Origin of the sequence: Microbulbifer sp. HZ11 (assembly GCF_000708675.1) — a bacterium.
Classification (GTDB): Bacteria; Pseudomonadota; Gammaproteobacteria; order Pseudomonadales; family Cellvibrionaceae; genus Microbulbifer.
In genome coordinates this window covers 77612-101879 of the sequence record NZ_JELR01000001.1, presented here as the reverse complement: position 1 = coordinate 101879, position 24268 = coordinate 77612, and the positions used below count along the sequence as shown (strand labels likewise).

General features: G+C 53.8%; 17 protein-coding genes. 5 read left to right on the top strand and 12 right to left on the bottom strand.

All coding sequences use genetic code 11. The annotated features are described in order from the left end of the window. Positions 1-3472: 3472 nt before the first annotated feature. From AU11_RS00420 to AU11_RS00405, 3 genes are all read right to left on the bottom strand, one after another. Entirely contained in the window at positions 3473-3889 is a 417-nt protein-coding gene (locus tag AU11_RS00420) for a hypothetical protein (RefSeq protein WP_043315566.1), read from the bottom strand. Continuing rightward, on the bottom strand, positions 3886-13728 hold the full coding sequence (locus tag AU11_RS17925) for an RHS repeat-associated core domain-containing protein (protein ID WP_081847848.1): 9843 nt from the start codon (positions 13726-13728) through the stop codon (positions 3886-3888). The genes AU11_RS00420 and AU11_RS17925 overlap by 4 nt, the downstream gene beginning before the upstream one ends. A gap of 183 nt (positions 13729-13911) precedes the next feature. Beyond that, on the bottom strand, positions 13912-14607 hold the full coding sequence (locus AU11_RS00405; protein ID WP_043315559.1) for an SDR family oxidoreductase: 696 nt from the start codon (positions 14605-14607) through the stop codon (positions 13912-13914). Positions 14608-14662: 55 nt separating this feature from the next. Here AU11_RS00405 and AU11_RS00400 point away from each other — a divergent pair, with 55 nt between their 5' ends. The 5 genes from AU11_RS00400 to AU11_RS00380 all read left to right on the top strand — a co-directional run bounded on the left by AU11_RS00400 (position 14663) and on the right by AU11_RS00380 (position 18197). Continuing rightward, positions 14663-14983 carry a DUF3301 domain-containing protein gene (locus tag AU11_RS00400; RefSeq protein ID WP_043315558.1) on the top strand — a complete coding sequence of 107 codons (321 nt, stop codon included), beginning with the start codon at positions 14663-14665 and terminating at the stop codon, positions 14981-14983. 14 nt (positions 14984-14997) lie between these two features. Continuing rightward, positions 14998-15219 carry a DUF1653 domain-containing protein gene (locus AU11_RS00395; RefSeq protein WP_043315557.1) on the top strand — a complete coding sequence of 74 codons (222 nt, stop codon included), beginning with the start codon at positions 14998-15000 and terminating at the stop codon, positions 15217-15219. Positions 15220-15257: 38 nt separating this feature from the next. After that, entirely contained in the window at positions 15258-16337 is a 1080-nt protein-coding gene (locus tag AU11_RS00390; RefSeq protein WP_043315553.1) for a trans-acting enoyl reductase family protein, read from the top strand. A 206-nt stretch (positions 16338-16543) separates the two neighbouring features. Further along, on the top strand, positions 16544-17017 hold the full coding sequence (locus AU11_RS00385) for a phosphatase PAP2 family protein (RefSeq protein WP_231491373.1): 474 nt from the start codon (positions 16544-16546) through the stop codon (positions 17015-17017). 64 nt (positions 17018-17081) lie between these two features. Continuing rightward, entirely contained in the window at positions 17082-18197 is a 1116-nt protein-coding gene (locus tag AU11_RS00380; RefSeq protein ID WP_043315549.1) for an MJ1255/VC2487 family glycosyltransferase, read from the top strand. 58 nt (positions 18198-18255) lie between these two features. On the opposite strand, the gene AU11_RS00375 is transcribed toward AU11_RS00380, so the two are convergent. From AU11_RS00375 to AU11_RS00335, 9 genes are all read right to left on the bottom strand, one after another. Beyond that, on the bottom strand, positions 18256-19092 hold the full coding sequence (locus tag AU11_RS00375) for a polysaccharide deacetylase family protein (protein WP_043315546.1): 837 nt from the start codon (positions 19090-19092) through the stop codon (positions 18256-18258). A gap of 29 nt (positions 19093-19121) precedes the next feature. Further along, a complete protein-coding gene (locus AU11_RS00370; RefSeq protein WP_231491371.1) occupies positions 19122-20489 on the bottom strand; it encodes an ATP-binding protein in 1368 nt (455 codons plus the stop codon). Between the two features lie 59 nt (positions 20490-20548). Next, positions 20549-21223 (bottom strand): response regulator transcription factor, encoded by a 675-nt coding sequence (locus tag AU11_RS00365; RefSeq protein ID WP_043315544.1) that lies wholly within the window; start codon positions 21221-21223, stop codon positions 20549-20551. Positions 21224-21276: 53 nt separating this feature from the next. Further along, positions 21277-21609, bottom strand: a complete 333-nt coding sequence (locus tag AU11_RS00360) for a PepSY domain-containing protein (RefSeq protein ID WP_043315542.1) — start codon at positions 21607-21609, stop codon at positions 21277-21279. A gap of 49 nt (positions 21610-21658) precedes the next feature. Next, positions 21659-22282: a glycine zipper 2TM domain-containing protein gene (locus AU11_RS00355; protein ID WP_043315540.1), complete on the bottom strand. Its 624-nt coding sequence runs from the start codon at positions 22280-22282 to the stop codon at positions 21659-21661. Positions 22283-22505: 223 nt separating this feature from the next. Beyond that, a complete protein-coding gene (locus tag AU11_RS00350; RefSeq protein ID WP_051686817.1) occupies positions 22506-23024 on the bottom strand; it encodes a DUF3106 domain-containing protein in 519 nt (172 codons plus the stop codon). After that, positions 23017-23325, bottom strand: a complete 309-nt coding sequence (locus tag AU11_RS18415) for a hypothetical protein (protein ID WP_043315537.1) — start codon at positions 23323-23325, stop codon at positions 23017-23019. Before AU11_RS18415 ends, AU11_RS00350 begins: the two co-directional genes overlap by 8 nt. Continuing rightward, entirely contained in the window at positions 23318-23692 is a 375-nt protein-coding gene (locus AU11_RS00340; RefSeq protein ID WP_043315534.1) for a hypothetical protein, read from the bottom strand. The genes AU11_RS18415 and AU11_RS00340 overlap by 8 nt, the downstream gene beginning before the upstream one ends. After that, positions 23689-24216 (bottom strand): RNA polymerase sigma factor, encoded by a 528-nt coding sequence (locus tag AU11_RS00335; protein ID WP_043315532.1) that lies wholly within the window; start codon positions 24214-24216, stop codon positions 23689-23691. The genes AU11_RS00340 and AU11_RS00335 overlap by 4 nt, the downstream gene beginning before the upstream one ends. Positions 24217-24268 lie beyond the last annotated feature (52 nt).

Sequence of the window (24268 nt, the reverse complement as noted above, 5' to 3'; positions counted from 1 at the left end):
ATAGACTTTCAACTGAGCATCTGGACCCGCAACACTCGCATAGGTTAGAGCGTATGCACCTGTATTACTTGTCGTGGGACCGGTGATCGATGGGACATCAACCTGGACGGATTTCTTTGAGGTCCAACCGCCACATGACGTAACCCCTCCGTAGACATTACAAGCCCTAACCCGGTAAGAAAAACTGCCGTCACTGGACTTTGTGAATTGCTTACTGGTACCGCTTTGTGTCCATGATCCGCCAGCATCCCCACTTTGTTCAATTTTGTAATTTTCTGCACCAGACACTTGCCCCCAACTGACCGTATAAGTGCCAGTCGTTGAGGATGAAGGTACAACCAGACCGGAGGGTACTCCCGGCGCTCGAGAAACAGTGACATTCGCGGAGTTTTTGTAACCTCCAGTATAACTACTGATGACAGCCGCAACGCGATAGCTGTAGGTTCCGGTACCCCGACCGCTCAATGAGGTGCTTGTTGAAGACCCGGTGTAAACGTCCGACCAGCTGCCACTATCTTTCTTTTCTTGCAACTTATAGCTGGATGCTGCAGATACGGAGCTCCAAGATATTGCGATGGTGCCATTGGTACTGCTTGACGGTACTGAAATAGATGCAGGAGGTAGCGCAACAACGACAGTACTTTTAGCAGTATAGCCACTGCACGCTTTTACCTCTGAGTAAATACTGCAAGCTCGAACTCGGTATGAATAACTACCACTGGCTGTCTTTGTGAGGCTTTTTTGAGTACTGGTTTGTATCCAGCTTGCAGTGCTCGCATTACTCTCTTCGAGTTGATACTCGCTTGCATTAGTAACACTGCTCCAACTGACAGTGTAAGCACCATTACCGGACCCCGATGGCACCGTAATGGCTGAAGGGGCCGCCGGCGCTCGAGACACGATCACATCTGAAGAGGTTCGGTACCCGCCCGAAATACTATTCTCGACCGCTGCAACCCGATAACGATAAGTTCCAGTTCCGCGTCCAGTTAAAGATTTCGACGTGGCCGTGCCACTATATTTTGTTGACCAAGAGCCGCCGTTTTTTTGTTCCTGGAGTACATAGCTAGCAGCTCCGGAAACTGACGCCCATGAGATAGCAACTGAGCCATTGGTACTGGACGCAGGCGTTGAAATTGAACCAGGTGTACGAATTACTGTAATAGATTTTGTAGACGTATAGGTACTGCATCCGCTGTAGCAGGCCCTCACTCGGTAAGAGTACACTCCAGTGGACTTACCCGAGAGGGATTTGGAGCGCGAAGCTCCACTATGTATAGTTGACCAGCTCCCTCCATCCTTCTGTTCCTGCAGCTCATACCGGCTTGGGCTACCTGAGGCGGCACCCCAACTGACGCTATAGTCGCCACTCGTATTACTTGAGGAAAGTGAAATAGCTCCCGGTGATGGGATTGTCACCGTAACCTTGTGCTCACCTTTATAACTAAGAAACCCTGGCTCCGTACAGCGCCCTTGGGCGTTATATTGCAAACATTCTGTTCCGGCATAGTGCTTATACACCCAACTAGCGGTATCTGCTCCACCGACGACAAAAGTACCACCCGATATATTTACACCAGATGTACCGTAGTGGGAACCATTGCGGTAAACGCGAACCTCAGCATCATCCCCTGAGGCAGACGAGTACGATAACGAATAACTGCCAGTCGAACTCGTACTCGGTCCGGAGATAGAGGCATGGGCGTAGTTGGCCGAAATCGACAAGATTGAGGCCAGAAAAAAGAATAGGCCACGATATTTTAATGTTGAAAGCACTCTATTTCCTTCAGAATAACGCTTAATGGTCAACCCGGAAGAATAGCTGCTACACGTAATTACGCGCCATTAAAATTACGAGACGTAAATCACTATATGGTTAATAAAAAGATAAATATAACTGTAGATTGTTACTAACCTGCCAATTGCGCACTTTCCCATTTGACCTTAACCCGAGTTTTGCACCTGGGACTTTTAAATGTTTGGCAATAGTGAAAGTACCTACACAAGCCCGCCGCCGAGCACATTTTAATTTCCGAGAAATGCAGCATGTGGCGAATCAACTCTTTTTGACCGCCATGCGATGCTAATGTCTTGACCCGGACCATTGACGAATATGGCTCCTCCAATTGGACCGCAGGACTTCCTTGGTACTACGGCCCCTGAGCCTGCGCTTCACGCTCTTACGTACTTTTTCTCCATACTGAGTGCGCATGTCTTCCGCTAGTACCGCGAGTTCTATGTGCTCCTCGCTGGCCATACAGGAACGCAAAGTCACCATATGGAGCGATTGTTGCTATAAATTGGCTGCCGCTTAGAGAGCCTGATTTCAGCAAGGTGTGTAAACAAACCCGATTTCCATTTGTGGACTGGATGAACACGGTTTTGAGTTAAAGCAGCAGCGGTGACTTCCCCAATCGTATCCGCCTACTATCTCCATCGACGCTCGCTCAACCAAACAATACCCGTTGCTGGCCCACTCCCGCACACCAACAACCGAATGCGGTTTCATGCGGCCGCAATCGGCAAGCTTCCTAAAATATGAACAATCTGAGTCAAACAGCAGCGATACCTCCTACGGACGCACCTTTCTCGACTCCCAGCAAAACAAAGGCATAACCAGTAATTCTGGTTGAATAATTAAAAAGTGGATCTTAGTAGAATCGGACAAGATTTAAGCATCTGAACTGCCGGTACAAGACGGGAAATGGACTGGGGTGGTTTGAGAAGGATGGGACTGAACAGCCGGAGAGTAGAATAGCGATGCCCCTGTACTATTTCCCAGGGAGATACGCGACCACACGAGACCCATTCTCTCGAGAATCGATCAGCAATCAACCAAACTTTCGATAAAGCAGTAAAGGCTATTCAGCATTTTACATGACGCCCGACCTAACCGCATGTTATCAGGTACCTGTGAGTGTTTCAGAACGCAGGGCTATTGGAAACTCGTTAAAGCCAGTGGCACAAACTAGATGATGTAACTATCTAGCAGGTTCTAATGAGTATCAGAATGTTAATCTAACCCAATTAATTAAAATTATGTATTGATGGCCAGCGCTTAACTGGCAAAGAAATTTGAATTTTTAGAGCAAGTGTCGGATTAACGATCGGACCCCATATATTTTCTCTTTCAACCAACCTGCGTATGCGATCAAGTCCTGCTCGGATAAAAGGCATACTTGTCGATTAATTCCGTGCAGAACAACATGCTGCGGGATACCTATTGGGTTTAGACGAGGTAGTTTGACCATCATAAAATCCTTTTTATGATGGCCAAAGTCTAACCGGCGAGATGAAACGAGATGTTAGATCAAGTGTCAAAATGTTGATCTAACCTCATTTATTCAGAGTTTTGAACCCACTCAAAATCTAGCTTGGACTTTAGCCTCTTGAGACAAACATGAAGCTCTGAACTCTCTCAAAAATTACAGTGATAAATATTAAATTTATCGACTTCAGTGCTTCTCTATTTTTAATGAACGCTGAACCGTAGAAACTTGGTTTTCTCACCTTTATCCTTACCACTTACTTCTAACATAAGCACTGTTTTGATTTGATCAGAAACCGTAACCTCAAGTAAATTATTACTTGAGGTATCAAAGCATTCTATTACTGCTAGCAAATCATCCTCCCCAGCCAACAGCACCTTCAGCTTGGTAGTGTTCGGATCAAACATCTCGGAGTCAATTTTTACACTGACCTTTAAGTTGCCCGACCACCCATCAGAATCCATTTTCTTCACTGCTGCACCAATACCCAAGGCGGCCAGATCTTTTGAATCTATATCTTCCACCAGGTAAGCATCTTCATTTGTGACAATCTCATATGAATAACACGAAGCTGTAAAATAACAAAAAGAGAGAAAGAAAAATAAAGTTTTGGATTTCATTGTCTTGACCTTCTTATAGCTTCGAATTCTCTTTTCTTCATTTTAGGACCATGATCAATATTATTTCTATGGCCTGTTTCATGTGCAATAACGGCTAGCACACTCTCTGCTCCTGTCAGTTCTGTATACTTTGGACGTCTTAATGCAAAAGCCTTATAGAGCTCTCGGGAACCCGCCGGGTAGGAGAAATTTCTACTTACAGTGGCTGCCGGATAGACTGTTATAGATCCGGCGAATTCTGTACCTAAAAGTAGACCGTAATCTGGGTTATTATTTAGGAACTCAATCGCTTCCATTTTTGAGGACCGATACTGTATTGTATTAATGGTACAAGTCTCGGGGCAAAATGCATGCCTAGGATCAAAACTCAATAAACCGTTTGCTTCTAACCATGTTTGTTTCTCGGCTAAACTTTGACCTTCCTTGAAAACCTCCTCCGAATTTTCAGGCAAACTGTTTAACGTATTAACACTCTCCTCAACAGAGGTAGTTTCATTTCTGTTAATAACGCTTCCCGCCCTGCTTGTGTTTGACCACCCTTCACCCGCACTAATAATCGGTTTCTGGCCAGAAAACTGCGTAACGGACAGCAAAGTATTTCCATTACCATCAACAAGCGCAACTTGCTCCCCTTTACGTTCGATTCGACTACCCGGAATCTTTTGTTTTACTACACCTCTCTTGATTTGGATACGCTGCGCTTGTTGCCCTTCTGCAGTGTAAAACGGCGTACCTTCCACAGCAGCATCCGGCACCTGTCCAGTATCCCCACCTTGCGAGGCGTACCCTGTAGGATCCGTCCCTGCCAGCGGATTGTTCATAATGTAGCTATAGGCATTCAAGCTTTGGCTGTTCTGCGGATCCTGAATAATAGGATCCGGCGACAGGAACCGGCCTAACTGGTAGTCGTACACCCGACCGCGCATATGAATCAGCTTCTGGTCATTCAGGTGCCGGTGACCGGTAAACCCCTGATCCGTAGTGGTAAACGAACTCAGGTGATCCTGCCCCTGGAAATCCCGGCTCTGGCCGAAGGGATCGTAACTGCGGAACTGCCGCACAAAGCCCGTTTCACCCGGCTGTTTATTGGCATCCACAATTGTGGTGACACTGCCCAGGCGGTCCATTAGCAGAACGCTCTGCTCGGTAGCGCCACCTTCTCTTGCGATGACAAAGTAACCGCCGAAGGTCAGACGCGTGTTGGTCGCGCCATCGCTGGTCGATATCTGCTCGAAATTGCCGATATACAGGGTGGTTGTGCTGCTGGTGCCTTCGGTTTCCGTCTTCTTGTAGGCATCAATACCTGTACCGTATTTGTACTCGGTGACAATGCCATTGCGCTCGATGCGGTTGGCCTGGTTGTAATTGTCGTAGCCGACGATAAGGCCGTTGATACCGGTGATGAGGTTGCCCGCGTTGTCGTAAACCAGGTTATGGCTCTGGCCATCCAGAGTGGTGACCTGACGCACGGCATGTGGGCCGGCATTGCCGCCGGCGGTGCGCGTCGGATTCCCATACTGCAGGGCGGTAGCGTAATCACTCTTCTCAATCAGGTTACCGACGGCATCGTAGTCGTAGTCCACTGAGCGGTTGAACTGCGGGTAGCTACTGGAACTGACGGTCTGGGTGTCCAGACGGTGCAGGTTGTCGTGGGTGTAGGCGTAATCTAGCCCGTTGTGTTGATGCCCCTCACCCACCACGCTACCCCAAGCATTGTGCCGGTAGCCGATGGACTGCACCGTATCGGATTGCAGGCAATTGATACCGCCAGCACAGATGTCGTCAATAATATCACTGCCGGCATAGCGGTTAATCTTCTGCTCAATGCCCCCCATAAACCGCTGCAATACCGGCGCACCATTGGCGGTCGCGTTATCCAGAGTCCAGGTACTCACCCAACTCTGGTCCGACTGATAGTGCTGATGCTGGTACTCATAACCGCGGGCGTTGTAACGGCTGCGGAAAATATCGCCGCTTGCGGCCAAAGTGACGGTGGGTCGGTGATATTGGTTATCCCAGGCGGTTTTTTCTTCAAAGACCTTATCGCCATCGATCACCGTGAACGTGGCACTGGGGTGCAGGCTACCCGGTTTGTAATCGAACAGGCGAATATAGTCCTCGTTGCGCGCTTCGGTAGTAAGCAGGCCGTAGAGGCCGTTCTGATCATAGTACTTTGCGGTAGCATCGGTGCCGCTGACAGTACCGGTGACGCGGCCCAGTTTGTCATAGAAGGTATCAATGACCTTGTTGTTGCCGTCGGTACTGACATCCCGCTCACCAAAAGCGTTATAGCTAAAGCTGGAGCGCCCAGCATTGGGGTCGTCCACCGCAGTCAGCTCGCCGAAGCCGTTATATTCGTATGTGGTGTCATTGGTGGCAGCATCCACCAGTGAAACCAAGCGCCCGGCCCCATCGTAGCGATAGTACGTTTTGCCACCCATGGCATCCTGGGTATAGACAAGCTTTTTATTCGCGGCAAAGGCCTTGAACATAGACAGGCTGCTGCCATCACCATTGACCACACTCACGGAAACACCACTGCCACTGTAGCCATAGGTGGTGGTGAAACTGAGCGGGTTGCTATAGCGCTGGTGCTCACCGGCGCGACCCAGGTCGTCGAAGTTGGACCAGGTTTCGTAGGCAACCGTACTGCCGTCATAGTGGGGGCGCTCCGTACGTGTCAGGTGGCCACGGGCATTGTAAGTCTTGTTACTTACTACCAGGCGGCCATCAAAGCCTTCGGTCTCACTGCGGACAACACGGTCCAGGCTGTCCATAAACGCGGTCACCGGCGCACTGCCTTCGCTCCAGCTCACGGCCTTGCGCACCGCAAATTGCGGACACCCGGCATCACACCAAGTCCGGCGACTGTGTGTGGTCGGTGCCGCATCTGAGGTTGCGGTCAGTGGCTGGCCGAAATCGTTGAGGCTCGTACTCACTTCCCGGCTATTGGGGTCAATTGCTGACACTACGGTTCCGAACCAAGGATCTGTGGTCTGGTAGCTGCGCACGCTATTGCCCCACTCATTATTGTATGTGGCCTCAACGAAATACCCTTCCGGATCAAAGATATTGGTTGCTACACGATCAGCGTCGGCACCACCCTGCTGAGTGCTACTGAGTACATTGCCGTACTGATCGAAGGTAACTATGGCGACCTTGGGATGCTCTCCTCCTAAGGCACTCTGCTCGGTTCGCTTGGGTGCACAGCTTTCGAAATCCGAATAATCGGTGCGTACAAATTGCTCAGAGCTGCTCAGGACACCTGCGCCAATATCAAAATTGTCACGTTGAACACGTACTTCCGAGTAGGCCGGCGTGCTGCGACAACCTCCTGCTGTGTCAAATTCCGCCACGGTAGTCTTTGTTGTCTCTCCGTAACTGTCCAGCTCGACTGATGTACCGCTGATCTGGTTACCAAGCGCATCGAACCCCGCCCCGGTCGTGACCGTAGATAGCAGTGTGCTGTCGGTTATTTCATATTCTTTGGTCTCATCGGCCGTGACCCGCGGCAAGAATGTGCCTGCGGGCTGCCCGAAGTTATGGTTTTGACCCGTTACCCGATAATCAAAGAAGAGTACATCGTCACCAGTGTACTGCTGACGACTTTCTAACATTCCGCCATAGGGGAATGTTTGCAGAAAGTTCGTAATATCTCGATTGCCAGTGACCATTTCTTCACGGGTGATACGCCGGAAGCCGGCAAAACCTCTGCCCTCCAGATTCGCCACAGCACCCTCGTAGCGGTAACGCTCCTCATTAAATCCGCCAACCCCGTTGTCGGACTCCACGCTCTTGACCACACGCATGCCATTCACAAAGTTGGTATACGGGTATGCCCTCGGCTCGGCATTGGGCGTATAGATACGCTGGCCATCAGCGTGTTGTTCGGCGAGGCCTGCATAGTGGAAGCGATACCGCTCAAGCCGCTCGTCAGCCAGCTCAATACCAGCGACAAGATCGTCATGGTCGCGATTACCCAGGTAGATATAGACCCCCGGAGTTGGCCCGCGATAGGTATAGGTCAGACCATTTGCACCGAGAAAGGAGCCATAGTCCATCACGCCATCGCCATTCACATCTGCTTGCCAGAGCGTTTCTTGATGGGACTGAATACCCAGGGGCTTCTCCGTATACTGCAGCCCATTCTCATCAAACTTGGCGATGTACGCGGACCACTCGTATACATCGTACTGAACCGGAGCACCCTCTAAGTCTGTATCGATATTGCAGGGGTTATTCTGGTAACTGCCATTTTCGCAAGAAGCCTTATAGGCGATACCGCTAGGCGCCATCAAATCTTCAATACCGTCGTGGTTGATATCGACAGCGAACGCGAGGTGGTTCCAGGCAAAAGCACCCATGGATGTCGTCTGCCCAACTCCGGCAGTTGCTTGCGTGCGGAACAATGCAAACTCTGGCAAGCCTGTCTGGCTGAAAGTGGTGAATGTACCGTCACCTCTGTTCAGGGCGTAATACCACTCATACTCCAGCCCGCTCGGGACACCGAGAGACAGCAGGTCCTGCAGACCATCGCCATTAACGTCCGCCCACTTTATGGTGCCACGGCCATCCATATACGGGTCACCCGGGAGCCCTGAAAGCGCGATGGTTTTCTCGGCGCTGATCGACCAGGCATCGCCATTTACGGTGACTTTGTACCAATGCAACAGTTTATCGCTGCGCACCTGCGAGGCATTAATCAGGACGTCTTTGGTACCGTCGCCGTCAATATCTCGCATACTGATGGCACCAAAGGCGCCCGCCTCAAACTGTGCCTTGCTAACTAATGTGCCGTTTACGTTTTTATAGAGGTGATAGCGGTAAACAAAGTCACTAACTTTCTCGTAAGGCATCAGTACATCAATAGCACCATCGCCATCAATATCAGATGCCGCACTCTCGCAAAAATTCGCCTTGGCTACAGCGGAGGGGTGACTGGGGATTGCAACTGCAAAATCACACAGGGATATGATTCCGGTATAGACGTAGGCAAATTTCCCGGCAGCAGAATCCCAAGTAGCGTACTTCAGCTTTTTATCACTGGTAGTGAATAGCAAGTCATCCCGGCCGTCCAGATTGATATCAATCCGCGACTCGTCAAACTGATTGGCGAGACTCGTCAGGTCGTTGATCTCGGGATCCACAACCCACTGCTGCAGCGACGACAGATATATTCCCTGGTCCCTTGCCCAGACATCGAACAAACCATCACCGTCGAAATCCCGGCCGCCTACAGCGCGTGTATATAGCCCATCATCCGAATGTGCCAGAATATCGACCGCGGGGACATTTGAACCAATAAGCCCTTCGGTATCCCCCCAATTGATGGTATTGGTCGTACAACTGTTGCTCGCCGGGCAATAGCTCAAGCTTTCCAAGCGATCAATATTCTCATCGCTTAGATAATTGAAGCGATATTCATGACCGGTTGTGCCATTGATCGAAATGACAAGTTTCTGCAACCGGCTGGTGCTTAGAGTTTCGCCGCCGTGGAGATATTGGCGTCGATAGCGATTTGCCGACTCGTACACGAAATCCACTACCCTGCTGCCCGCTGTCCCCTGATAGCCGGTGTAGTAAATCTTGTTCAGACGATGCTCGCCCGCAGCAGTCTCGTATTCCCAAAGAATATTGTTTCCGAAGGAATCCTCCTGCTTCGACTGTTTCCAGCTAAGGGGCGATCCGGCGCCTGTGGGAGTGAGTACCGCACCCGCAGACTGACCGAATACAAGGAGCTGGTTAGTCTTGGTTTCCACCTCAAAGTAAGCGGATGAAGAACTGAATGCCCCCCCCTTCTGGGTGACCTTGCTACCATCGTAAGTCTCTGTCGCATACACAGCACCAGACTGGCCATAACTACCGGAAACCAGGATCAGGCGCTGACCATTCAGGCACAAGGCATCAGAATTATCGAAATTAACTGGTCGCGACTCTCCATCAATGGCGAAGATTTTCTGACATCGACTGATTGATCCTCCGCTGCTTATAGACCATCCAAAACCAAGATTTCCGTAGCCAGACTGGCTACTGTAACTGGCACTCAGCGAAGGCCGCACTCCTTTACGACCGGGAGGCAACGCAATAGGGAATGCGTAATTTATCGCGCCGCCATTAATAGACAGGTCTCCCTCCCAAATAATCACCGACTCATCGACTGGTAAAGTGAAAGAGAGGTCTTCTGTTGGCGCCGCCAAGCCGGAAATGTTTTGAACCGAAGCACTACTACTTAGCGAGTGAGAAGTCTGCCCCCCGGAAAACTCAGAGCAATACTCCATAGCAGAAAGACATGCGGCGATCCGGTACTCCTGCCTACCAGCTGAAACGTTGGGAACCGTGTAGCTATTTCCGGTCAGTTCTCCCGGGTCCGAAAAGTTCGGATCTGTAGGACTTACCAGAGTAAAATAATCTGCATCTCCACCAGACTCCACCCAACGTAAATCCACCTCGCCATCTTCACCTATGTGATCGGCATATAGTTCTGGGGGTAACGGCTTATCGTAGGTTTCTGTACGAGCTTCGCTCCAGGGGCCGGGGCCAGAGTCGTTCACGGCACGAACCCGAAAGTTGTAGACCCCTTTATCGTTAAGGGTAAGGTCTCCTTCAATTAGTGGATTCCAGGAACCACCAGATGAAAACTCCAGTTCATAGGTGTCGACATGGACACTCGATAGCGGCGTATAGCTAACGACCACCTGATCATTAACCCAGTTATGCGCACTACTGACACTGAGCGGTACTGTGCCAGGCTGAGGCAACAGAACATCGACACTCACTGTACCAACGGTGAACCACTGGAGCTGGCTACCATCTCCTGACACATCGACCTGTTGCTCGATTACATAGTGATAAGTGCCATTTTTGGTTTTTTCATAGGCCTTACTCTGCGTATATTTGTTAAAAGATTCCTCGAAAACGGTACTGCCGAAAGTCTCAGTCACACGATAACTCACGCCATTGTCCGCATCGTAATTAGCCCATGTGAGCGTGTAGCTACCATCGGACGGAGTTGGTTCGACTATTACAGTGCTGGCTACCACTGTCACGGCATTTGATACGCCACCACAACCGGAAGCATTGCAGGCCGAAATTCGGTATTGGTAGGACCCAACACCGGAAACGTCGAGAACCTCGGAAGTTTTACTTGAGTCGACCGTTAACGGGTTCCCCCAGCCCTCACCGGCGAAATTTTCTTCGATTTTGTAATGCGCGATGGTTCCACTGGCAGCGCTCCACTGAAGCGTAAATCTAGCCGTGGTTTGTGAAACGTTTGACACCAAGCCAGTTACGGGTGTCGGTTTATAGAGCACCTCCACATCAGCACTTTGTGCCGAGCCACTACACCCCGTTGCATTACACGCTTTTACTTCATAACGGTATACTGCTTCGTCTTGGGAATTTACTTCCTTAAAAAGTACTGTTCCTTCAGACTGCCAAGCGCCCCAATTACCATTGACACTTTCTCTAAGCTCATAGCGATCGACGGTCTCTCCAGACTGAGCCCAACTCACTGTATACTCTCCAGAGGAGTTGTAACCTGGCGGGACGGTAATGGTCGCCGGAGTAGTGGGGCGCTTCAGTACATTGAAGTAGCCACTTGTCTTAGCTCCGCCACAGCCAGAGTCATTGCACGACCGTGCCTGATAGCGATATAAACCGTCTTCCTGATTGGAAAACGGTTCTGAGTTATCTTTTTCTTTATTTTTCCACGCACCCCAAGAGCCATTCTTTTCTTCACGATATTCAAAGTAATCCGTATAGCCAGAACCTGCGCCCCAGCTAACATCGTACTCTCCGGAGGCCACGGTTCCCGTCGGAACGGTGATGACATTCATCGTACCCGGTTTCGGGATAGTGACAGTGACGTCGATTGAGCCCACTGTAAACCACTGAAAAGTTGTACCTTCGCCACTTACATCGATATTTTGCTCGATCTGGTAGCTGTATGTACCGTTCTGGTATTTTTGATAGCTATGACTCCGAGCGTTCTTACTAAAAGTCTGCTCGGTAGTTTCTCCTTCAAATACCTCTGTGACGCGAAAATTCCACCCTTCGTTAGAGGTGTCGTACTTTGTCCATCGCAATGTATAGCTGCCATCAGAAGGAGATGGTTCGACCATAACCGTTGATGCAGTTAGTGTTACCGTATTCGAGACGCTGCCACAAGCGGCTGCATTACAGGCAGATATGCGATACTGATACTGTCCAGGATTGTCGACACTGAGATTCGCAGTCGTAGACCCACTACTAACCGTTACCTTGTCAGCCCAACTATTACTCTCATATTTTTCTTCGATTTTATATGAGCTGATCACGCCACTCGCTGCGGACCAGCTCAGGTCGAAATCAGAGATTGTCTGCGCCACCGAAGCTACTAAGCCTGAAGTACCACTCGGTGCGAATAGAACTGTAAAAGTCCCACTTGTTCTGGCACTTCCGCACCCTGACGTGTTACATGCGCGCACCTGATAAGCGTAATCCGCCTCGACATGACCACCGATGGTTTTTGAGCGAGAGGCACCATTGGAAGCCCAAGATCCCCAAGAGCCATTCTTTTGCTGGCGGTACTCATACCGGTCGACACTCCCGGATGATACCCCCCAACTGATAGAAGCACTTGCACTCGAATGGTAGTCCGTAGGTACAGAGATCGAAGCCGGTATTCCTGGCTTTTTCAATACATTGAAAGTGCCGCTAGTCCTCACTCCGCCACAGCCAGAGTCATTACAGGCACGGGCTTGGTATTGATACGTACCATCCCCCTTACCGCTGAGCTGTTCAGATCGACTTGTTCCGTTACCAACCCAATCTCCCCAATTGCCACTTACCGACTCTCGAAATTCATAGCGATCGACGACACCCGAAGACGTACCCCAACTAATCGTGAAAGAACCATCGGTATTTGTTGAGGTCGGCACAGTAATTGAAGCAGGAGTACCCGGTTTATTGAGCACATCGAATGTGCTACTCGTTCGGCTGCCACTACAACCGGTCGCATTGCACGCTTTCACTTGATACTGATAAGTACCATCAGTTCGCCCACTTAGCGGCTTTGAACGGCTTGTGCCGTGACTGAGCCAGCTACCCCAGGAGCCATTCTTGGACTCCCGGTATTCATACCTCGCAACCGTGCCAGTTGAAGCTCCCCAGCCAATTGTGTAGCTACCATCTCCATCGGTACCTGTGGGAACTGTAATGGAGGAAGGGGTTCCAGGGGCTTTTAGGACATCGAAATAGCCGCTTGTTTTCGCACTGCCACAACCAGAGTCATTGCAACCTCGGGCCTGATAGCGATATGTTCCGTCGCCTCTTCCGCTGTATGTCTTCGACCGACCGGTGCCGGTACTTACCCAACCTCCCCAGCTACCGTTTTTCGATTCTCGAACCTCGTATCGCGTCACGATGCCGCTAGAAGAACCCCAACTTACAGTGAATATTCCATCCGTATCAGTGGAACCCGGTACCGAAATAGATGCTGGAGTACCTGGCTTTGGCACCGTGACTGTCACCACTGCCGAACCCGCTGAATAATCTTTGGGGAAATATTCGCCTATCTGTGCGTTGTAGTACTCGCCCCTAGCGATAATTTCATACGCATAAGAACCATTTTCGGTCTTAGTGAAGCTTTTGGAGCGGGTACCAACACTAACCGAGTATGTGGTACTTGACCCGCCGTAAGTTTCAACAACTTTATAGCCAAATCTGACTGAGGGATGGGCGTCCCAACTTACGGTAAAGCTGCCGGTAGAAGGGCTGGGGGAAATACTCACCGCTGCTTTCAGCTGCAAAGCGTATACCGTCGAAAAAACGAACAGCAGCAGAGCAAAATATCGTCTCATTTGAAATTTTCCCCAAGAACGTCTTGTTATTATTAAAAATGCTGGGGAATCTACCAAACTAGAATTAGCTACAAAAGCAGAAAGGAATTATCACGCCAAAAACGCGAGGCACATCACAAACCGAAAGCTATATCTATATCGAAACGAATAGAGCACTCAAATTTCAACTGAATCGACAGTGATTTACCAGGGAATTTCCGAGCCGTCGTAATTGAAGAAACAACCGCTGTCTTCCGGTGTCGCGTTCAGCAGTAGATGCTTCAGTCCTTGCACGCTTTGCTGAGTGGAAATCAATGCGTTGGGACCACCCATTTCCGTTTGCACCCAACCGGGGTGAAACGCGAGCGCCCGGATGCCCTGTTCCGCCAGGTCGATGGACAGGCTCTTAACAACCTGATTGACCGCCGTTTTGGAAGAGCGGTACAGGTAACCACCGCCGGAACCATTGTCATCGATACTGCCTACCTTGCTGCTCAGCACACCGAACACTTTGCGCTTGCCGGCGGCCAGGTGGGGAGCAAATGCTTCCACCAGTTTGTAGGGTGCGATGGTGTTGACCTCCAGCACCTTGCGCCACTCTTCCACGTCCACACTGCCAAAGGTCACCCCTTTCGGGCCGTAATAGCCCGCGTTGCTGACCAGTACATCCAGCGGAAGCTCTTCTAAACTGTGCGCGAGTTCCTCGAGCTGCTGATAATCGGTCACGTCCAGCCCGTGTACCTGCAGATTTTCATGGGACTCCGCCAGTTCGCTCAATTCCCAGGCGGCGGAGGGGTTACGGCAGGTAGCGATCACTTTCCAACCATCCGCGGCAAATTGGCGGGCCATTTCCAGTCCGATGCCGCGGTTGCAGCCAGTGATGAGAATCGTGCCAGACATGTATCCTCCTGTGGTGGTATTCTTGCGCGGTTCGATGATAGCAACTGCAACGCTTATGTATTACTCGCTCGGCGACCTCTTCTGGATTTCTCTCCTGGCACTGCCCGCCTGGTATTTCTGGGCCGGTATGGCGGCCAAGGATCGGGTGCGGCGCATTGTAAAAGATCACTGTGCAAAAACCGGTGTGCAGTTGCTGGACGATACGGTGATGCTGAACCGCACCCGCCTGAAGCGCGACCGGCGCGGTCATGTGCGACTGCAGCGGCAGTACGAATTTGAATTCACCTCTACCGGCGAACGCCGCTACAGTGGCATTGCCGTGCTGCACGGACAGCGTATTACCCAGATTCAGCTCTCTCCTTTTCATATGGACTAAACCACGTGAGTTCTATGCAAGCCCCACAAAAAGGTATCTACCGGCACTACAAAGGCAACCTGTATCACCTGATGGAAATTGCCACCCACAGCGAGACCGGGGAACAACTGGCGATCTACCGCGCTCTGTATGATGAGTTCGGTGTGTGGGCACGCCCCCTCACCATGTTTATGGAAACCATCGAGAAAGACGGCGAGACGATCGCGCGCTTTGCCCTGGAACGCCCACTCGACTGATACCGGGCTTCGCCCAAAAAAGACAATAAGGACACTCGGTGAACAACTCGGATAACAAAAAGCACATCCTGATTTACGGCGCCTACGGGTATACCGGCGAGCTGATTGCCCGCAAAGCCGTGGCCAGGGGCCTGAAGCCCATATTGTCCGGTCGCAGTGCAGCCAAGTTGCAGCCGCTGGCCACAGAGCTTGGCCTGCCCGCCATTGCCGTTTCTCTGGACGATGAAGACGCGCTCGCACATACCCTGAGGGATGTGGCGGCGGTGATTCACTGTGCGGGACCATTCTCCAGCACCGCCGAACCGATGATCCGCGCCTGTATTGCCAGCGGCACTCACTACCAGGACATCACCGGGGAAATGTCGGTGTACCAACTGGCCCACGGCCTGGATGCGGAAGCCCGCGCCGCCGGCGTGGTACTGTGCCCGGGCACCGGCTTTGATGTGATTCCTACAGACTGCCTGGCGGCCGCTCTGCACAAGGAAATGTACAGCGCTACGCACCTGACCCTGGGATTCGATTCGGATTCCGGCCTCAGCCCCGGTACCGCCAAGACCTCGATCGAAAGCCTCGGCGTGGGTGGAGCGGTGCGTCGCAACGGCAAGATCGAGGTGACTCCCCACGCCGAGCTGACCCGCAAGATCAATTTCGGCCGCGGTGAAAAGTTCGCCGTCGCCATTCCCTGGGGTGACGTCGCCACCGCCTACTACTCCACCGAGATTCCCAATATCGAGGTGTACATCCCCATGAGCCCGCGCCGGGCTAAAAAAATGCAGAAGCTGAACGCCTTCCGCTGGCTGTTGCGCATGAAATGGGTGCAGAACTGGCTCAAGGGCAAGGTCGACAACAAGGTCCGCGGCCCCAGCGAAAACCAGCGCGCAGAGCAGCAAACCTGGGTGTGGGGCGAAGTGCGCAATGACCGCCGCGGCGAGCGCCGGGTGGGACGTGTGGTTACCGCCAACGGCTACGATGTGACCGTGCACGGCTCCCTGGCGGTGGTGGAGTTCCTGCTCGACTATCAGGGGGAAGGCGGTTATTTCACCCCTTCAAAACTGTGTGGTCACGAGCTGGTGGAAAAACTGCCCGGCTCCGGGGTCATCAAAATCGGCATCGACTGATCACATTTCGGCGGCGCGCGGCCACGGTTTTACGTGGCTTATCGCGCCGCCGCCCCTCTCCGCACCTCTCCGCCCCTGTAAAAGGGGCAGATTTCACAGACCTGACATATTTTGTTCAAGTCTGCGCAACATAGGCTTCGTACTTTTACCGTATGCGAAGCTTACCTATCACACTGAAAACCGTCGACGTGTCGCTGGTGCTGCGAATGGCAGAACGGGCAACACGGCCGGCATCCCGCAGAAACTATCTGCTGCTGTCCCGCTCGGCGGATGGCTGGCTCTACCTGCTGTCACCACTGGTGGTGGCGGCCATGAGCCTGAGTGCCGCACTGCAGTTCTTCACCGTGTGCGGTGCTGCGTTTGCCATCGAGCGCTCCCTCTACTGGACCATCAAGAACACCACCCGCCGCAACCGGCCGCCGGAATCCATTCCGGGACTGCGCTCCATCGTGGTGGCCAACGACCGCTTCAGCCTGCCCTCGGGCCACACCTCCGGCGCCTTCCTGTTTGTGACCATGCTCGCCCAGTGCCTTAACCCATTGTGGGCACTTGGTTACTTGTGGGCCGCGGGTGTGGGCACTTCCCGTGTAGGTCTCGGCGTGCACTTCCCCACGGATGTGTTTGCCGGTGCGCTACTTGGCACCAGTGTTGGCTTCGCGGTGAGCGGCGTACTGCTATAACTATTGCGCAGCACCACCCTGCTCCAGAAATAGACAATCCTCGCATTCCTCCCGGAGAAGCAACTTGAAAATTTTGTACGGTGTTCAAGGTACTGGTAACGGTCATATCTCCCGCGCCCGCGCCATGGCGGAAGCCTTTCAGCAATTCCCCGATCTCGAAGTACAGTGGCTTTTCTCCGGTCGCCCGCCGGAAAAACTTTTCGCCATGGAAGCCTTCGGTGACTACTGGTGGCGAGAAGGCCTGACCTTTGTGCACAAGGAAGGCAAGATCGACAAATTGGCGACCGCCAGACAACTGGATCTGCGCAAGCTGCTGAAAGATATTCGCGATCTGCCGGTGAACGATTTTGACCTGGTCATCAGCGATTTCGAGCCGGTTACCGCCTGGGCGGCGAAAAAGCGCAAATGTCCGAGTCTCGGGCTGGGCCACCAGTATGCATTCAACTTCGCCATTCCGACCCCGGCCTTCGGCTGGGTTGCGCGCAGCATCATGAAAGCCTTCGCGCCGGTCCCGGTAAGCCTGGGCATGCACTGGTATCACTTTGGCCACCCGATCCTGCCCCCCATCGCCCACGCGCACGAAGAACCGGCCCCGGCGGAACAGGACCATATCCTGGTGTACCTGCCGTTTGAGCATGCAGCACCACTGCTGCAACACCTGGCACAACTGCCACAGCAATTTATCGTCTACGGCCTACCCACAGACCTGCCCAAAGCGGACAATATCACTCTGAAAGCGCCATCGGTGGAAGGCTTCCGTCACGACGTAGCCACCGCCCGTGCAGTCATTTGCAATAGCGGTTTTGAACTGATTGCCGAAACCCTGACCCTGGGCAAGCCCATTCTGACCCGCCCGCTGAAGGGACAGTTCGAGCAGGAAGCGAATGGAATGGCATTAAAGGAGCTGCAACTGGCCAAAGTGGTCGAGCATATTGATGCACTGACCATTGGTCGCTGGCTCGAAGAGCAGCCGAGAGGCGTGCGCATCGCCTGGCCGGATGTGGCGCACGCGATCGTGCAGTGGATCGCAGACGGTCGCAGCGAGTCGCCACAAGCCCTCGCAGACACATTGTGGCAGGGTGTCGTTCCAGGTCAGCGCCGCGCGGAGCAGGCCAGTACCAATATTCCGCTGGAAACCGCGGAGGAAATTGAAGGCGCCAAGGGAAGCGAAAGCTCCTGAGCGCCGCCGGATAGACCTTCCATCGGTCTACGCCCTGTGGGCGTAGACCGATGGAAGGTCAGCGGTTTTGTCGCAATTGCTCTTTCTTCAGATGCGCTACCGCCTCGCGCATGGTGGCCACCCAGTAGCGACCCGGATGCGCCGCCAGGTGCGCCAATAGCGCCTGATGGTCTTCCTCCGATACGGTTATGTAATCCCCACCCACACCGTGGAACATAAAGCCCACCAGGCTGTTGTTTTGTCGCGCGGCTTCCACCACCGCGATCAATTCATCCGCGCTTTTCTCAGCGCCATCAAATGATGCCACCCGGTAAAAATCCCTGTCATCGGGATGATGTTGGCCATCAGCGGAAAACAGTCGCGCCGCCGGTACCAGTTTTTTCAGTTCCGGCACCACATCCTGCCCGCCGGCCACCATATCGCCGCAGGGATAAGCGAAAGTCCGTTGCTGCTGACCATCGATGGCCTCAAGCATGCTGTTGGTGGCCTGCACTTCGTCAATAAACTGCTCCAGGGTGTATTTATCCAGGTCCTGCCAGGGCTTTACCCAGCTGCGATTGGCGACGGATTTTCGGCAAGGATGGTAAAGCATGTGGTTGCCGAGCTCGTGGCCGGACTGGGCGGCCCGGCGCCACTCGTGCAAGCGCATACGGATTGAGGGGCGCGCGCCACTCAAATAGAAGGTGCCCGGGAGTTTATGCTCGTTTAGCTGGGGGATGGCCACATCCAGATGGGAATCCAGTGCGTCATCATAGGTCAGTACCACTGCGACTTCGGCACCACCAGGCCAGGGTGAAGATACCTCAGTGGCAGACGCCGATGCGGCGATAGAACCGGCCATCAGCAACGCAGCGGTCAAGCTGCGCGACGACCTCTTGAGTGATCGGAAAAACATACCAACTCCATTTGCTTGTTATTTCTTTTTTAAAGGGCGACGCGCAGGGTAAGTCCCCCAAGATCCACGTCCCCGAAGTACTCATCATCCCGTTGGGCAGGAGGTACTATGCCTATAGTACCGTGGTAACTTTCCACAATATCCACCACCACCGCAAGCCCGATCCCCTGCCCCTGCTGTTTCTGGTCCGCGCGCACACCGCGCTGGATTACCTGCTGCCACTGGGACTCGGACAGGCCGGGGCCGTTGTCGCTGACAATAATTTCGAGCCCGCGACGACCCTCGGTATTTCGGATTTTTGCCACAAGTTTGCCACCACCGTACTTGTATCCGTTATCCAAAAGATTGCCGAGCATTTCCATCAGATCCCCCTCGTCGCCATAAAACAGCACAGAGTCATCACATAGCAATTCCGCGTCGACCGTTTTATGGCGATAGGCCTTGTCCAGGGCCGAGAGAATTTTTTCCGCGAGGGGCTTCACCGGCACACCGCGCAAGATCGACTTGGGTGAAGACGTAACCGCCCGTTTCAGCTGGTAGCTGATAATACTGTCCATCCGCTCTACCTGCTCTGCCAGAGCGCGCTGCGCACCCTCTGGATCGGCCGCCACGTCCATGCCCTTCAATACCGCCAGAGGTGTTTTCAGGCTGTGCGCCAGATCACCGAGAGTGTGCCGGGTCTTTTCCCGCTGGCGGCGCTCATTCTCGATCAGCAGGTTCAGGTTATCGGTAAGCGGAACCAGCTCCTGGGGAAAGTGGCCCTGCAGGCGATCGGCGCCGCCGTGCTGCATGTTTTTCAGCGCGCGGGTCAGCCCGCGCAACGGCGCCAGCCCCCATTGCAGCACCAGCAATTGCACTGCGATCAACGCCAGAGAACCAACCCCCAGCCAACGCCACAGAGTGGTATTGAACTGCTTGAGCTGGGCATACAACGGCGCCGCGTCTTCCAGTACCACAAAGGTAAATTGCAGCTCGTTATCCAGTCCCCAGGCGATGCCCTGGCGAAAACTGGTGTATGGCTGATTCAGGTCTGGCATCTGCACTTCGGCAAATACCTGCTGGCCCTGGCGTAATGGCAGGGGAAGAGGAAGGGCAGAAAAATTCGGCAGACTGAGTGCCGAGGGGGAGCGCCAGATTACCCGACCACGGGCATCCATCACCGCGCCGATCAGGCCCGAGTCCGGTTGGTTGAAGCGGGGCTCTGGAAGGCTCAGAGGCAACTGCAGGGTATCACCATCGGGCTCCGCCACCGCCAGCAGGGTGTAAACATGCAGCTGCAGCTCCCGCGCCTTGGCTTCGTCCAGAGAGGTACGGAACGCGCGTTCCAACACCCCGGAAAATACCGCCAGGAAGACCAGCAGCACCAGTGTCGCCATCAGAGAAAGACGGCCGGACAAAGAGTGTACCCAACGGAATAGCAGCTGCCGCGGGCGGTGCAGCCGCCTCAACCAGTCCATCAGCCCGCCGGACTAAAGCGGTAACCGCGCCCGCGCAGGGTTTCGATCGGTTTTACGCCGCCGGCGGCATCCAGCTTTTTTCGCAGGCGGCCAATAAACACTTCGATGACATTGCTGTCGCGGTCACAGTCCTGCTCGTAGATATGTTCGGTAAGGGTGGTCTTGGATACCACTTCATCCGGGTGCAGCATCAGGTATTCAAGTACCTTGTATTCGAACGAAGTGAGTTCCAGCTCACTGCCGGAGACCTTTACCCGCTGGGCGCTGGTATCCAGCTCGATGGGGCCCGCATTGATGGTAGGCGAGGAAAATCCTGCAGAGCGGCGCACCAGTGCGTTGAGTCGGGCCAGCAGTTCTTCGGTGTGAAAGGGTTTGGTGAGATAGTCATCACCACCGGCTTCCAGTCCGCGCACCCGTTCCTGCCAGTGGCCGCGAGCCGTAAGGATCAGAATCGGGAAATGACGGGACTCCTTGCGCAGGGTCTCGATCACCTGGATACCGTCCACCTTGGGCAGCCCCAAGTCCATCACCGCGACGTCGTAGGGAAATTCTCGCCCCAGATACAGGGCTTCTTCCCCGTCTGGCGCTTCGTCAACAGTGTACCCCCCCTTGCGCAGGGAGGTCGCCAATTGTTCACGCAAGGCGTGCTCATCTTCCACCAGCAGTGCGCGCATGGTTGTTCCTCGGTCAATTCTATTCGGCAGTTGTTCTGCGGGCGAGTGGTCGTTTAACGGGAGATACGCCCACTCTGTTTATCGACGAATACGACATAGACCTGACTCTGGTCAGAAAGTCCCTTAACCCGGTAGGCAGCTTTGCCTTTTCGCTGGACCTCACTGATCGCCAGAATCTTGCCGCCGAACTGCCGCTTTACGATCGCGGCGGCCTCATTTTTGGAAATGCCCTTGTTCTGCACCCGAAAACTGGCCAGAGGCTGCATATGCAGTTTGTGAACGCTGGCGATCCGAGGGGCAGGTGTATCCACCTGATACCGCGAGGATGCGGAAACCGGCGCGGCAACCAGAATGGCCACCCACAGACAAACCAATGCAACTTTCACTAATCTGCTCCTGTCAATTCCACTTCGCCGCTGAATGGACACTTTTTGGTCACAATACCGGCGTGACGTCTACGCGAACCCGAATTCTATCGCCAGGATGGTGGTCAGTGCGAATCAGATATTCCTGGCCGTTGTAACGGTAGTTCACGTCGTAGCCGATCAGTTCCCGGCGGGTGCTCACTTCTTCCACTACCTGGCAGCGTTGCTCGGTGCCGTATTGCACCGGCGCCTGATGGCGGCTGATGGCACTGCCAATAATCGCGCCCACCGCAGCGCCCGCTACCATACCCGCGCCCTTGTTGGCGCGGTGGTGGTGGCGATAGTGATGGCGGCCGTAATGACGATAGTTTCGATGCTTGTGCCCCTTCACCACATTGCGGCCCACAGCCGCGCCCACAAGGCCGCCAATAATGGCGCCGGCGGGTGAAGGTTGCTGGTAGGTGACGGTCTGGTCCCAGCATTGGGTTCTGGGTTCAACTACGCGGATATCATTGTAAATGGGGGTAACGCCCGTAACCGTGGCATAGTGATAGCCCTGCTGGCCCACGTACTGGCCTTCATACGGCTCGGGATAGCCGCTTTCACCGGCGGTAGCCGAAACACTGACGCCCACCAGAGCGGCGGTGAGACCGGCAAATGCCAACTGCTGTAACCAATTGTTTACTGTCGCCATATTCAGTACTCCCAGAGACCCGGACTCTGGCGCCCTGGCGTGACCATGAGCTGCATTTAGTCGCTACCGGGTGCCTCGTTGTGGCCACAAGCGGCCGATGGGAGCACTTTACGAGGGACAGGCTGAATCGAAACTGAACTCTGCGGAAAAATTGCGCGGGGCTATGCCTCCGGCCATTGAGCGCTTTGCCGCGGGAGCACTATCGGCAGTAGCCCTTAAGCGGTCAATCACTCGACTCCTTGCGCTGGCGGCGCGCCCGAAATCGCTGGCGCTGTTCCGGGGTCATATTCTGCCAGCGCTCACGCAGGCGCCGCTGCCGCTCCGGTGACAGTTGACGAAAGCGCTGGCGGGCCTCTCGGATTTTCTGCCGCTGCTCCAGCGGCAGGGCCTTGAAGCGTCGGTAGGCGTCACGCAGTTTCTCCCGTTGTTCAGGGGTAAGCCGCTGCCATTTGCCAAACTCCTGGCGCGCCCGCTGGCGCTGCTCCGGGGTCATGGAGGTCCAGCGCTCCGCCCCCTGGCGCAGGCGTGCCTGCTGCTCCGGAGTGAATTCATTCCAGCGGTTCTCGAATCGTTGCAGCAGCTGACGCTCACTCTCGCTCAATTGCTGCCAGGTCACGGGATCTGCCCAGGTCAGACTACTCATCGCCGTCAAAACCAGCGCTAGCAGCAAGGGAAATCCGAAACCGCGGCGCAACTCTTTTCGTACCCTCTGTACTTTCATTCGCATTGTGGCGTTACTCATCTGGCTCACCTTGCTTGTTCTGCTCTCCCTGTTCGGCGTCTGCCGCTTGCTGGGATGGTGCCTGCGGCGATTGGGGTTCCGCGTATACGGATGCACCGGCCCAACTTTCGTCCATGTCGCTGGGCGAAACAAACTCGCCGGTATCATCGGTCCAGTCGGACAGGAACAGTAAAAAATCTTCATCCAGTGATTCGTTGGCAAATGCCGCGGGAAACGCCAACAGCGTCCAGGCCAAAACCAGGCGCGATAGCCGCGGCTTGCCCAGGCGCTTTTGAAAGTAGCGGCCAGCACGATTAGCCATCCAGCTCTTCCTCTGCCAGCCACTGGTAAAACTCCACATCTTCGATCAGTTCCAATTCCGCCTCCTCATCCAGAATCCAAGCGTCCGCAAGAAAATCCACCTCCTTTGCCTGAGAAGCGTGATATTGCTCCAGCAGTAATACCACTGCCACTGCAGCCGCCGTAGATGCCAGGCTTGCGGGTAACCACAGACCTGTGCGTGGACGCAAGCCGGGTCTGGCGTCTAGCGCAGCCGAGCGCGCGCGGCGCAGGCGGGACAGGGTTTCCCCGTCGATAGATTCATCACGGCGGCTCATCACCTCACGGGTTCCGGCAATCAGTTTCCCCTGGTCACTGTGACCGTTTGCTCGATCTTTTGACGAGCTCATCGCACTTCCTCCAATTGTGTACGCAGGGCGGCGAGCGCCCGTGAAAGGTGGGTTTTTACACTACCGGCACTGCACGCCATGACGCTAGCCGTTTCGGTGATATCGAAGCCCTCCACGCAGCGCAGTAAAAACGCCTGTTGTTGACGAGGTGGCAAACGACCGACCGCCGCTTCAATCGCGTCGAGGGTGTATTGGGAAAAAACGCCCTGCTCCGGTCTCGGACCAGCGGTGTCTTCGAGAATGCCCGGATCAAAGCCGTCTTCGTCACCATCATCACCGGCAAACTTTTCTCGCAACAGTTGCCAGCGGGAAACCATTTTGTGGCGGCGGTGCCAGTCGGTGATGCGGTTATTGAGAATGGTAAAAAACAGCGGGCGCCATTGCTCCCGCTGTTTGTGGCTGTATCGGCGCACCAGAGCAAACATCGCATCCTGTACGATGTCCAATGCATCTTCGCGGTTTCCTACCGCCATGGCTGCCATGGAATAGGCTCGCTTTTCCACCGAGGCAAGAAATTGATCCATGCAGTGCGCGGCACCCTTTTCCGAGAGGTGTCTTGTGAGCATCAATGTGATT